Source organism: Sphingomonas parapaucimobilis NBRC 15100 (assembly GCF_000787715.1).
Taxonomy (GTDB): Bacteria; Pseudomonadota; Alphaproteobacteria; order Sphingomonadales; family Sphingomonadaceae; genus Sphingomonas; species Sphingomonas parapaucimobilis.
The window spans coordinates 1-12,528 of the sequence record NZ_BBPI01000034.1 but is presented as its reverse complement, the minus strand read 5'-3'; the positions used below and the strand labels follow the sequence as shown (position 1 = coordinate 12,528).

General features: G+C 68.9%; 13 protein-coding genes. 4 read left to right on the top strand and 9 right to left on the bottom strand.

Annotated elements, in window-relative coordinates:
* Window positions 1-255: 255 nt before the first annotated feature.
* Both SP5_RS05660 and SP5_RS05655 read right to left on the bottom strand, forming a co-directional pair.
* The gene (locus SP5_RS05660) at window positions 256-1,047 is read right to left on the bottom strand and encodes a glutaminyl-peptide cyclotransferase (protein ID WP_369386067.1); all 792 of its coding nucleotides are present in this window, start codon (window positions 1,045-1,047) and stop codon (window positions 256-258) included.
* Entirely contained in the window at window positions 1,044-1,607 is a 564-nt protein-coding gene (locus SP5_RS05655; RefSeq protein ID WP_042485379.1) for a helix-turn-helix domain-containing protein, read from the bottom strand. Before SP5_RS05655 ends, SP5_RS05660 begins: the two co-directional genes overlap by 4 nt.
* Window positions 1,608-1,714: 107 nt before the next feature.
* On the opposite strand from SP5_RS05655, the gene dapF reads away from it, so the two are divergent.
* The gene (dapF, locus tag SP5_RS05650) at window positions 1,715-2,650 is read left to right on the top strand and encodes a diaminopimelate epimerase (RefSeq protein ID WP_042485376.1); all 936 of its coding nucleotides are present in this window, start codon (window positions 1,715-1,717) and stop codon (window positions 2,648-2,650) included.
* Window positions 2,651-2,996: 346 nt separating this feature from the next.
* On the top strand, window positions 2,997-3,821 hold the full coding sequence (locus SP5_RS05645) for an oxygenase MpaB family protein (RefSeq protein ID WP_042485374.1): 825 nt from the start codon (window positions 2,997-2,999) through the stop codon (window positions 3,819-3,821).
* A gap of 155 nt (window positions 3,822-3,976) precedes the next feature.
* Here SP5_RS05645 and SP5_RS05640 read toward each other — a convergent pair whose 3' ends face one another.
* The 6 genes from SP5_RS05640 to SP5_RS19025 form a co-directional block, all read right to left on the bottom strand.
* Window positions 3,977-4,897 (bottom strand): winged helix DNA-binding protein, encoded by a 921-nt coding sequence (locus tag SP5_RS05640; protein WP_042485371.1) that lies wholly within the window; start codon window positions 4,895-4,897, stop codon window positions 3,977-3,979.
* Window positions 4,898-5,043: 146 nt separating this feature from the next.
* Entirely contained in the window at window positions 5,044-6,567 is a 1,524-nt protein-coding gene (locus SP5_RS05635; protein WP_042485719.1) for an NAD(P)(+) transhydrogenase (Re/Si-specific) subunit beta, read from the bottom strand.
* An 8-nt stretch (window positions 6,568-6,575) separates the two neighbouring features.
* On the bottom strand, window positions 6,576-6,875 hold the full coding sequence (locus SP5_RS05630; protein ID WP_042485369.1) for a proton-translocating transhydrogenase family protein: 300 nt from the start codon (window positions 6,873-6,875) through the stop codon (window positions 6,576-6,578).
* 1 nt (window position 6,876) lies between these two features.
* Window positions 6,877-7,245, bottom strand: a complete 369-nt coding sequence (locus SP5_RS05625) for an endonuclease domain-containing protein (protein ID WP_084220575.1) — start codon at window positions 7,243-7,245, stop codon at window positions 6,877-6,879.
* A 128-nt stretch (window positions 7,246-7,373) separates the two neighbouring features.
* Window positions 7,374-8,495: an NAD(P) transhydrogenase subunit alpha gene (locus SP5_RS05620; RefSeq protein ID WP_042485715.1), complete on the bottom strand. Its 1,122-nt coding sequence runs from the start codon at window positions 8,493-8,495 to the stop codon at window positions 7,374-7,376.
* 10 nt (window positions 8,496-8,505) lie between these two features.
* Entirely contained in the window at window positions 8,506-8,652 is a 147-nt protein-coding gene (locus SP5_RS19025; protein WP_042485366.1) for an aa3-type cytochrome c oxidase subunit IV, read from the bottom strand.
* Between the two features lie 250 nt (window positions 8,653-8,902).
* Here SP5_RS19025 and SP5_RS05610 point away from each other — a divergent pair, with 250 nt between their 5' ends.
* Window positions 8,903-10,324: a sigma-54-dependent transcriptional regulator gene (locus tag SP5_RS05610; protein ID WP_042485363.1), complete on the top strand. Its 1,422-nt coding sequence runs from the start codon at window positions 8,903-8,905 to the stop codon at window positions 10,322-10,324.
* Window positions 10,325-10,468: 144 nt separating this feature from the next.
* Here the strand turns inward: SP5_RS05610 and SP5_RS05605 are convergent, their stop codons facing one another.
* Window positions 10,469-11,353, bottom strand: a complete 885-nt coding sequence (locus SP5_RS05605) for a bestrophin family protein (protein WP_042485359.1) — start codon at window positions 11,351-11,353, stop codon at window positions 10,469-10,471.
* Window positions 11,354-11,620: 267 nt separating this feature from the next.
* Here SP5_RS05605 and thiD point away from each other — a divergent pair, with 267 nt between their 5' ends.
* The gene (gene thiD / locus SP5_RS05600; protein WP_042485356.1) at window positions 11,621-12,448 is read left to right on the top strand and encodes a bifunctional hydroxymethylpyrimidine kinase/phosphomethylpyrimidine kinase; all 828 of its coding nucleotides are present in this window, start codon (window positions 11,621-11,623) and stop codon (window positions 12,446-12,448) included.
* The last annotated feature ends 80 nt before the right edge of the window (window positions 12,449-12,528 follow it).

The window sequence follows — 12,528 nt, the reverse complement described above, 5'->3', positions numbered from 1 at the left end:
TCGGCGCAAGGCCCCCCGCCGGACAGGTGCTGAGCGGCATGGTCGAGCGCTTCGTCGTGATCGCCTTGACCGTCGAGAGCGGAGCGATGCCGATGGGAGGGACACTGCCGCCGGTCGACGGCACCGCCGGGCCGCGTGGCGGGATGATTCGCTTCGACCGCCACGACCTGAAGGGTCGAGACCAATGGCGGACCCATCGCCACCACGCTCAACCCCGCGCTGCTCCGCGATCCGGGCGATACCGATCGACCGGGATCAGCGCGTCGCCCCGGGCAGGCGGATCTCGAACAGCTCGGGCCAGTTCTTGCCGGTCACGAAGATCCGGTGCTTGGCCCGGTCATAGGCGATGCCGTTGGCGACCGAATCCCGATCGGTCAGCCCGACCCGCGCGACCAGATCGCCGAGGTCGACCACACCCGCGACCACACCCGTCGCCGGATCGATCCGCACGATATAGGGCGTCATCCAGACATTGGCCCAGACCTGCCCGTCGATATATTCCAGCTCGTTCAGGTTGCGGAGCGGCCGTCCGTTCACCGTCACGTCCAGCGTGCGGGCGACCTTCATCGTGGCGGGGTCCAGGAAGCGCAGGCGCGGCGTACCGTCCGACAGGATGATGTGATGCCCGTCATCGGTCATCGCCCAGCCTTCGCCGTCATAGCGCCACTCGCCCAGCTTCTTCAGCGCCGGGCGGCTCCAGCGGAAACCGCGTCCGCCATGCCAGGTGACGCTGCGCAGCTCGCCCCCCCAGGCGACGATACCCTCGCCGAACAGGCCATCGGGCACGGTTGCGCGGCGCAGCGTCTTGCCGGTCGCCAGATCCACCTGGCGGATGACGCTCTCCCCCTCGCGCCCGGTGCTTTCGTACAGCGTGCCGTCGGCGATCAGCAGCCCCTCGGTGAACGCCGTCGGGTCGTGCGGGAAGGCATGGACCAGCACGGGCTTTTCGATCGGCGGCGGAGTCGGCGCGGCGGGCTGCTGTGCGGCGGCGGGCAGCGCCAGCGCCAGGACCAGCGGCAGGACCAGCGGCAGGATGGCGCGGATCACAGCGTGCGCACCAGCCGCGCCACCCGCGCGATCCAGGCGGGTGCGGACACCGTCACCCCCGCCGCCCCGGGCTCCAGCGGCAACAGGCGCAGCGTATCGGGCATCACACCCGCCAGCCGGGCAAAGACATAGCCGCCGGCGGCGCGGGGCACGAGGATATCGCGATTCATGGCATCGGCGAACCTATCGGGGCCGAGCGGTTCGCACCAGAGCTCATCGCCCGCGCGATAGTCGCCGACCGCGCCGCTGACCGTCACCGCCAGCATCCCCGGCGTCGCGCAGGGCGGCGACACCGAACGCGCGCTGCGCGGCGCCACGGCGCCGCGCGGACCGAGCAGCGCGGCGACCGGCAGGGTCTCGCGGATCGGCAGCGTCACCAGATCGGCGGGCGTGCAGCCCAGTGCGGCGGCGATCCGGTTCAGCCAGGGCAGCGAGACGGTGCGCGTGCCCATTTCCAGCCGCCCGATCGTCTGTGGCGTGGTGGGGGGCGAGCAGGCGCGGGCGACATCGTCCAGGGTCATCCCCTTGGCCCGGCGCACTTCGCGGATCGCGGTAATCATCCCCTCTTCCCCTTCCGTCCTGCCAGCCATGCCGCCGCTCGCGCACATCTGGCGAAGCCGGTCCGTCTGGGCTAAGCGCCGATGCCTGTTCAGTCGGAGTTATCGCGATGCGGTTCGGCCTCGTCAAATGCCATGGATCGGGCAACGATTTCCCGATGATCGACGCCCGCGACCTGTCGCTGACCGAAGCCGAATGGGCGGGCGTCGCGCGCGCGCTGGCCGACCGGAACGGGCCGGTGGGCGGCGACGGCCTGCTCCTGCTGGTTCCCGGCGACGATCGCGCCGCTTTCGGCATGGTGATGCGCAACAGTGATGGCAGCGAGGCGGAGACCTGCCTCAACGGCGTACGCTGCGTGGCGCGTGCGGGGTTCGAGGCTTTGGGGATCGGCGCGGCCACGGTGCGGCTGAAGACCTCGCACGCCGATGCGGTCCATGACGCTGACCTCGCACCCGGCGTCTATACGGTACGCGAGACGGCAGGCCCCGCCGGGCTGTCGACCGCCGCCTGGCCGATCCACGGCGCACCCGACCGTCTGGTCGAGGCGGTGCTGCCGATGCTCGACGCGGACAAATGCTTCACCGCCGTCACCATGCCCAACCCGCATCTCGTCCATTTCGTCGAGACGGTGGACGAAGCCGATCTCGTCCGCCTGGGCGAAATCTGCGAAGCCGCGCCCGACTGGCTGCCCAACCGCGCCAATGTGTCCTTCGTCGAGGTGCGCGGGACGTCGCTGTTCGTGCGCACCTTCGAGCGTGGCGTCGGCCTGACCGACAGCTGCGGCAGCGCGATGGCCGCATCCACCTATGCGGCGTGCCTGACCGGGCGGATCGCCTGGGACGTGCCCACCGTGGTGTTCAACCGCGGCGGCCTGGTCCGCGCCTTTGCGGGCGAGGACGCGATGGTGACGCTGTCGGGCAATGCGACCTATGAATGGGCGGGGTCGGTGACGGTCGACCTGGCGAACGAAACGGCGAGCGATCTGGTGGTGGAGCGGCGCTTTCCCGAAGAAATCGCTGCCTGGGACGCCGCCAAGCGGGGGTAATCCTGTCATCCGTGGCGAGGGGTGGAACGTGCGCTTCGACTTCGCTCAGCGTGAACGGAGATTGGTGAGCCACCTCAGCCCCACCCCCGTTCAGCCTGAGCGCAGTCGAAGGCCAGGGGACCGACCTCGCCGCGAGCGTGGGGCATGCACTTCGACTTCGCTCAGTGCGAACGGGTGTTGGGATTATCAGCCCACTTCGTTCAGCCTGAGCGTGGTCGAAGGCCAAGGGACAAGCCTCGCCACGAGCGCCGGACGCGCACTTCGCCTTCGCTCCGCGCGAACGGAGGGGGGGACTTGGAACATCCGGCCCCACGCAACACCCCGCCGCCCGGTGCGTTCTGCCCCTATGCTTCCCGTCCGCCGCCAGATCGCCGACCAGATACGCGACGTGGTGGGCAGCCATGCGATCGACCTGACCCGGCCGCCGGGGGATGACGGGCTGTTCGGCCCTGGCTCCGCGACATGGACCGTCCATGGCGACTTCACCGCGATGATGGCGGGCGGGATCGCCTCGCTGCTGGCCCAGATGCTGCACCCCGCCGCGCTGGCGGGCGTGTGGGACCATAGCGATTTCCGCCGCGACATGGCCGGGCGGCTGCGGCGGACGGCGGGGTTCATTTCCGTCACCACCTATGGCGCGACCGAGGCGGCCGAGCGGATGATCGCGCGGGTGCGGGCGGTGCATGATCGGGTCAGCGGCACCCTGCCCGACGGCACACCCTATTCGGCGAACGATCCGCATCTGCTGACCTTCGTCCATGCCGCCGAGGTCGACAGCTTCCTGCGCGCGCACCGCACCTATCGCGATCCGGACTTTTCCGATGCAGAGGCGGATCGCTATCTGGCCGAGATGGCGACGATCGCCCGGCGGCTGGGGGCCGGGCAGGTGCCCGAGAACCGGCAGCAACTGGCGCGTTTCCTGGATTCGATCCGCCCCGAACTGCGCGTCGACGCCCGGACACGGGCGGTGGCGCGCACCCTGCTCAACCAGCCCGCGCCCAGCCCCGCGCTGGCGCCGGTCAGCGGCTGGCTGACCCAGGCGGGTATCGCGCTGCTCCCCGACTGGGCGGCACGTCTGCATGGGCTGGACGGTTACGGCGCGGTCAAACCGGCGATCCGGGCGGGCACGCGGCGGTTGGGCGGCGCGATCCGCTGGGCGCTGGCGGGTTAGGCGGGATGAAGTTAGGTTGATTCGGGCCTGCCCCACTCCCCTTCAGGGGAGGGGTTGGGGTGGGGCTTCACCCCAGGCTTTGTGCTTGCGGAAGCGCCCCACCCCCGTCCCCTCCCCTGAAGGGGAGGGGTGGATCAGACCCATGTCATCATGCTCTAGGAATTTTCCAGCCGCCGCAGCGCATTCAGATACCCCCGCATCCCCTCCAGCGCGCGGTCGGTCAGCACCATGAAGGCGCGGCGACGATCGGCCGGATCGGGCTGGCGCGCGAACAGCCCCGCCTCGGTCATCTTGCCGATCCAGCGCAGCGCGGTGGTCGGCGCGACGGCGGCGGCGATGCACAGGCTGGACACCGACACGCGCGTACCCTCCAGATGCGCGGCATAGAGGTCGAGCAGCATGTCCCAGGCCGGTTCCTCGAACAGCCCGCCCTCGAAAAACCCGTCGCGCAGCCGCCGGGCGCGGATCATCCGGCGGACCCGTTCGGCATCGCCCGGCTGGGCGCGCGGCGGGGCGGCGTGGAAGCTCTGGTGCCGGTCGCCGACGCCGCCGCGCCGGTCCTCATCCTCCTGCACCGACAGCCTTGCCAGCGCCTCGGCGATGCGCGCGACCTCGGCGTTCAGCTTGCGCAGCCGTTCGGACTCGCCCTCGCGGACATAGGCGTGGAGCAAAGCCGCGCCGCCATGGCTGGCCCCCGCCACCGCCAGCGCGGCGACCAGTTCCAGCGGGCTGGCGTCGCACAGCATCGCCACACGCGGGCCGATCAGCATCGCGGCGACCAGATCGATATCCCCCGTCGCCATGCTGACCACGATGGGCAGGTCCAGCGCGGTGGCGACCGCGTCGATGCGGGCGAGCGCGATCTCCATCGCAGCATCGTCCGCGCCGTGCGTGTCGACCAGCAGCAGCGGCCGCCCCGCCTGTTGCCCGATCTCCGCCGCCACATCGGGCCAGGGGACATGGCGCAGCACCCGCCCGCCCGCCTGCCGCACCAGATCGCCCGCCGCCTGCGCCAGCGCGGGCGCGCCGATCACCACGACCGCAAAGCCGGTGCCGTAAAGATCCTGTTCGTCCACGCTCGTCCCCCGCCGCCCGCCATGCGGGCTGGTGCATCGTCACGGTCGCGACGGTACGAGCGGCGCGAGGCCCCCGCCCCTTCGCCCATGCACCGATGCGACCCCAACCGACGTCCGGGAGTCGACGTCAGTTACGAATCGGACACTCAGCCGAGTGCCTTGACGATCTCTTCGACCATCTTCTTGGCGTCCGCCAGAAGCATCATGGTGTTGTCGCGATAAAATAGCTCGTTATCGACGCCCGCATAGCCGACACCGCCCATCGAACGCTTGATGAACAGCACCGTCTTGGCCTTTTCGACGTCGAGCACCGGCATGCCGTAGATGGGCGAGGACGTGTCGGTCTTGGCCGCCGGGTTGGTCACGTCATTGGCGCCGATGACGAAGGCGACGTCGGTCTGGGCGAATTCGGCGTTGATGTCCTCCAGCTCGAACACCTCGTCATAGGGCACGTTCGCCTCGGCCAGCAGGACGTTCATGTGGCCGGGCATCCGACCCGCGACCGGGTGGATGGCGTATTTGACGCGCACGCCTTCCTTCTTCAGCAGGTCGCCCATCTCGCGCAGGACATGCTGCGCCTGCGCCACCGCCATGCCGTAGCCGGGGACGATGACGACCTGTTCGGCCTGGCTCATCAGGAAGGCCGCATCCTCGGCGCTGCCGCGCTTCCACGGGCGATCGATGGCCGCGCCACCGCCGCTGGCGCCCGCATCGCTCGCGCCGAAGCCGCCCGCAATGACGCTGATGAAGCTGCGGTTCATCGCCCGGCACATGATATAGGACAGGATCGCGCCGGATGAGCCGACCAGCGCGCCGGTGATGATCATCGCGCTGTTGTGCAGCGTGAAGCCCATCGCGGCGGCGGCCCAGCCCGAATAGCTGTTCAGCATCGACACCACGACCGGCATATCCGCGCCGCCGATGGGCACGATCAGCAGGAAGCCGATGGCGAAGGACAGGATGGTGATCGTCCAGAAGATCCAGGGCGACTGGTCCCGCGTGAACATGGCCACCAGGATGACGATCGCGCCGAGCAGCCCCGCGTTCAGCGCATGGCGGCCGGGCAGCAGGATCGGCTTGCCCCCCATATTGCCGTTCAGCTTCAGGAAGGCGATGACCGAGCCGGAGAAGGTGATCGCGCCGATCGCGACGCCCAGCGCCATCTCGACCCGGCTGACGACATGGATGCTGGCGAATGGCTGTCCGATCATCGGCACGACCATGTCGGCGATGTCGAAGGCGACCGGGTTCAGGAAGGCGGCACAGGCGACCGCGACGGCGGCCAGGCCGACCAGCGAGTGGAAGGCGGCGACCAGCTGCGGCATCGCGGTCATGGCGATGCGGCGGGCGGTGGTGATGCCGATCAGTGCGCCGAGGCCGATGGCAGCGAGGATTTCGATGATGGCGAGATAATCATAGCCCCGTGTCTCGCCATAAAGGTCGGCTCGATCCGACACCCCACCGGCAACTGGCACATGCGTCGCCAGCGTCGTGACGACGGCAATCGCCATACCGATCATGCCGAAGCGATTGCCCCGCAGGCTGGTCGTCGGGCTGGACAGCCCGCGCAGTGCGAGGATGAAGCACACCCCCGCCACCAGATAGGCGAGCGAGACGAACGGATTGGCGGCAACGGCCTCGACCGCAGGGACGAGCGGCGCAGGTGGCACGGGGGCGATCAAGAGCGCTTCTCCTTCTTGCGGTACATGGCGAGCATACGCTGTGTCACCGCAAAGCCGCCGAAGATGTTGATGCTGGCCAGCACCACCGCCCCCAGCCCCAGCCATTTGGCCACGCCCGATCCCGTCGCGCCCGACGTCGCCGCCGCCGCGATCAGCGCCCCGACGATGATGACCGAGGAAATGGCGTTGGTCACCGCCATCAACGGCGTGTGCAACGCGGGCGTCACCGACCAGACGACATAATAGCCGACGAAACACGCCAGCACGAAGATCGACAGGATCGCTATGAAGTCCATTTCAGTCCTCCCCGGAACAGCGGCTGGCGGCGATGGTCAGGATATGGACTGTCACGCCGTCGATGTTCTTCTGGATATCGGTCGTCGTAATGCGGAGCGTGGTCAGGCCGCGCTCGGCGAACCAACGATCTCTGGCTTCATCGCGAGCCGGTCGATCGCCACGACTATGGGCTTCGCTGTCGACTTCTATGATCAAGCGCGCCTCGTGGCAGTAGAAATCCGCGATGTAAGGACCGGACGGATGCTGGCGCCGGAATTTGAATCCGCCGGGGCGATGGCGAAGGACCTGCCATAACGTGATTTCCGGCGCTGACATCGCTTGCCGCAAGCCACGCGCCTGGGTGCCTGCGTTTTCGCCCCCCTGCAACACTCAATTCCTCCCCTGTAAGGGGAGGTGGCAGGCCGAAGGCCTGACGGAGGGGTGTCGCGCCATCGAGAGGGGTACACCCCTCCGTCGCGCTGCGCGCGCCACCTCCCCTGCAAGGGGAGGAATTTGCGTCACGACTGCAACCTCGGATTCACCACCTGGCCACCGCGGGTCAGCCGGATCGCGTCGCCGATTTCGGAATCCAGCACCGGTCGCCCGGCGTCCTTGTCCCAGAAGGCGGCCAGGAAATTGTGCAGGTTGCGCGCGAACAGCGCCGAGGCGTCAGCGGCCAGACGGCTGGGCATGTTGCGGTGGCCGATGATCGCCACGCCGTGCCGCGTCACGATCTCGCCCGGCACCGCGCCCTCGACATTGCCGCCCGCCTCGACCGCCAGATCGACGATGACGCTGCCGGGACGCATCGTCGCGATCTGCGCATCGGTGACGAGGCGGGGCGCGGGGCGGCCGGGGATCAGCGCGGTGGTGATGACGATATCCTGCTTGGCGATATGCCCGGCGACCAGTTCGGCTTGCGCGCGGCGATAGTCCTCGCTCGTCTCGCCCGCATAGCCGCCGGTGCCTTCGCCCTCGATCCCCGCCACGCCTTCGACGAAGATCGGCTTGGCCCCCAGCGACTGGATCTGCTCGCGCGTGGCCGAGCGGACGTCGGTCGCCGATACCTGCGCGCCCAGCCGCCGGGCGGTCGCGATCGCCTGCAGCCCCGCGACGCCCACGCCCATGACGAACACGCGCGCCGCCGGGATCGTCCCCGCCGCGGTCATCATCATCGGAAAGGCACGGCCATAGGCACTCGCCGCCTCCAGCACCGCCTTGTAACCCGCCAGGTTCGACTGGGACGACAGGATGTCCATCGACTGGGCACGGGTGATGCGCGGCATCCAGTCCATCGCCAGCGCCTCCAGCCCCGCCGCCGCATAGGCCGACACCAAGTCCCCCCGACGGAACGGATCGAACGCCGCGACCACCCAGGCGTCCGGCGCGGTCCCGGCCAGCGTCGCGGGGTCGGGCGCCTGCACGGCCAGTACGATCGCCGCCCCCGCCAGAATCTGGCCACGTTCGCCGACCTGGGCACCCGCCTGTTCATAATCGCTGTCGGCGATACCCGCCCCGAGCCCGGCGCCCCGCTCCACCGCCAGCGTCGCGCCCAGTGCGGTCAGCTTCCTGACGGTTTCCGGCGTGGCGGCGACTCGAGCCTCATCGGCCGCCGTTTCGCGCAGCACCGCGATGCGCAGCGCCACCGGATCAGGCGATCAGCCAGAGGACGATCGCCACCAGGATGGCGGCGACCACCGCACCCCATTTGAGCATGCCGATCATCAGGTCATAGGTGGCGACATGCGCCTTCATGCCGCCGGGGCCGTTGTTGATGCCGGTGTCGTTGCCCGCCATGATCCTCACCTCCGCTATCGTCCTGCCGCCGTGACCCGCGCCGCATGAACCTGTCGGGAGCTTATTCGACGGGCCGCCGGGATCAACCCTGAAACGACCGGCTCGGATCCTCGCAGCGTCCGGGGCGATGCGCCAGCCATCTCAAAAGTGATCCACGGCCCGGCCTGTGGCAAAAGGGATTGTCCCGAATTAACGCAGATTTTAACAAAGTTGCGCTATATGTTGGCGAATTGGGGTTACAGGACAAGTTATGACGCGCAACGGCCAACGTTTGCTGCTGCTGATCGATGACGAGCCGGCACAGCAACGCCTGATCGCGGCGCTGGCGCAGCGCGGCGGCTGGCGCACGCTGTTCGCGACGGACGCCGATATGGCGGCCTCGGTCCTGGGCTCGGCGCAGGGGCGGGAACTCGACGCCGTGCTGATCGACCATTGGGCGCCGGGCACAGATGCCACCGCGCTGATCGCCGACTGCCACGCCCTTCGCCCCGAACTGCCCATCCTGATGCTGACCGCCAATGACTCGGTGGCGCAGGCGGTGGCGGCGATCCGCGCGGGCGCGACCGACTTTCTGGTCAAGCCGCTGGCCCCCGAACGGCTGCTCGCCGCGCTGGAGGCCTGTGTCGCGGGCCAGACCAGCGGCGAACTGCGCCCGCTGACCGAGAAGATTCCCGCCCTTCTCGCCTTTGACGAGATCGTCGGCGACGCCCCCGACTTCCGCGCCGCGCTGGCCGTCGCCGCCAAGGCCGCGCGCACCCGCGCCGCCGTCCTGATCGAGGGCGAGGGCGGCGTCGGCAAGGAATCGCTCGCCATGGCGATCCACGCCGCCTCGCCCCGGGCCGAGCGGCCGATGGTCAGCGTCAACTGTTCGACGATCGCGGCCAACCTGCTCGACAGCGTGATTTTCGGCCATGAGGAAGGTGCCTTTGCGGGCGCGTTCGAACGGCGCATCGGCCAGATGGTCGAGGCGCATGGATCGACGCTGTTCCTCGACGAGGTATCGGGAATACCGCCCGAAACCCAGGCGCGGCTGCTCGACATGCTCCAGACCGGCGCGATCCTGCCGCTGGGCGCCCGCCATGCGCGCGAAGTCGATGTGCGGATCATCGCCGCCAGCGACGTGCGGCTGGTCGAGGCGGTCGAGGCCGGGCGGTTTCGCGAAGACCTGTATGACAAGCTGAACGTCACCCATGTCGCGGTGCCGCCGCTGCGCGAGCGCGCCGACGATATCGCCGCGCTGACCCGTCATCTGCTCGACCGCATCGCGCAGCAGCCGGGCCTGCGGCGGCTCGACATTACCGAGGACGCGCTCGACCTGCTCCGTCGTTACGACTGGCCGGGCAATGTCCGCCAGTTGCAGAACGCCCTCTTCCGCGCCGCCGTGCTGTGCGAGGGCGATGCGCTGACCACCGCCGATTTCCCGCAGATCGCCTCGCTGGGGGATCGCCCCTCCGCCACGACGGGCGCGACGGCGGGCAGTCCCAATGGCGGGATCAGCCTGTTCCGTCCCGACGGCCATCTCCGCGCGCTGGAGGATATCGAGGCCGACGTCATCCGCCTGGCGATCGGCCATTATCGCGGCCGCATGACCGAGGTCGCCCGACGGCTGGGGATCGGCCGCTCGACGCTCTATCGCAAGCTCGGCGAACTGGGCATCGACAACGCGGCTTGAAGATTGATCCTCCCCGGCACGGGGAGGGGGACCAGCCGCAGGCTGGTGGAGGGGGCGTGCCGCAAGGGACGACCAGCGTCGAAGCCCCCCTCCGTCGGGCCTTCGGCCTGCCACCTCCCCGTGTCGGGAAGGATCAAAAAGTCCTTACCACAACACCCCGTCGACCGGCTTCATCGGTTCGGGCGCGGGGTCGCCGATCGCCTGGAGCAGGTCGATCTCGATCGTCCGGCACATGGCGCTCAGCGGCAGGTCGTGGACGGTGTCCGAAAAGGGATCGACCAGATCGTCTCCGATCTGCAGCGCGGCCAGGAACATCAGGCCCGCGATCGACGAGCCGACCGGCGTCGCAAAACCCAGCGTCTCGACCAGGCCGATGGGCAGCAGCACGCAGAACAGCCGCGTGAAGAAGGCCGGGATAAAGCGATACTGGTTGGGCAGCGGCGTGTTCTTCAACCGCTCCATGCCGCCTTGCGAATTGGCGATGTCGACCAGCACCGATTCCATCTGCGACTGCTGGATGGTGTCGATCCATCCCCGGCGCTGCGCATCGGCGATGCGGCGGCCAGTGCCGTCTAGCAGGCCGTTGGCGGTGTTGGTCCGCGCGAGTGCGGGCTCGGCCTCGCCCTGCGACAGGAAGCGCAGCACTTCGCCATCGACCGGCTGCTTGCGCAACTGGCAGCGCAGCGCGTTCACATAGGCGATCTGGCGCAGCACGATCGAGCGCTTCAGGTCATGGCCTTCGGGTTCGGGCAGGAAGTTGCGCGCGCTGCGGGCGATGTTGCGCGAGGCGTTGATCATCAGGCCCCAGAGCTGCCGCCCCTCCCACCAGCGCTGATAGGCCGAATTGGTGCGGAACCCCAGGAACAGCGCCAGCGCCGTACCGAACAGCGTCAGCGGCAGCGACGGTGCCTTGAACGGCAGGACATAATAGGCGACCGTGACGATCACGTCCCAGATGAACAGCGCCAGCAGCGGACGCCAAACCTCGGCGATGATGATTCGAGTGCGGGGTACGGCATCGACGATCAACTCTGGTCTCCCTCATCATCCACGAGGCGCAGCAACGCGAAAGCGCGCCGATGGATGCGCGACCGAAATAATGACGCGGCGCAATGGGAGAAGGGGTTGGGGCGCCCGGAAACCAAACGTCACGAACAGGCCATATAGTCGCCCTTCGCCCAGGGGCGGGCAAGTGCTTCTTTCCGCGACCATTCCTGCCCCGCGTCGCGGCTGGCCACCGCGCCGGTCCGAGCGGTGACGCTTGCCCGGCACCGACCCGCCGGGCATGACAAAAATATGAGCGCCACGCCCCCGCCCCGCATCCTGATCGTCGCCGGTTCCGATTCAGGCGGGGGCGCGGGGATACAGGCGGATATCAAGACGGTCGCGATGCTGGGCGGCTATCCGATGACCGCGATCACCGCGATCACCGCGCAGAATACGCTGGGCGTGCAGGCGGTCCACCCCGTTCCGACCGACATGGTGATGGCGCAGATCGACAGCGTGCTGGCGGATATCGGCGCGGATGCGGTCAAGATCGGCATGATCGGATCGGCCGGGACCGCCCATGCGCTGGCCGACCGGCTCGAGGCGCTGGACCTGCCCGTCGTGTTCGATCCGGTGATGATCGCGACCAGCGGGTCGGTGCTGGCCGATGCGGACGTGATCGATGCCTTTCGCCGTTTCCTGGGCCTGGCCGCGCTGACCACGCCCAACCTGCCCGAACTGGCCGCGCTGGGCGGTGAAGCGATGGTGCGGCACCAGACGCGTGCGCTGCTGGTCAAGGGGGGGCATGGCGAAGGCCCGGTGATCGAGGACCGGCTGGTCGAGTCCGGGGCGGAGCAACGCTGGCAGCATCCCCGGCGGGACACGACGTCGACCCATGGCACCGGCTGCACGCTGGCCAGCGCGATAGCGACCGGTCTGGGTCAGGGATTGCCGCTGGCCGATGCGGTCGACCGCGCCATCGCCTTCGTCCAGGCCGCGCTGGCCGCCGCACCGGGGCTGGGCCAGGGCCACGGGCCGATGGGGCACGGCCTGGGCATGGTGCCCTTCTACCATTTGCTCGCCGCGCTCAGCCGCGAAGGCTGGGACGCGGCGGCGTTTGCGGCGCGTTGGGGGTAAAGCCTTATCCTCCCCGGCACGGGGAGGTGGCAGTGCGCAGCACTGACGGAGGGGGGCTTCCGCACCGGACGACCTTCGCG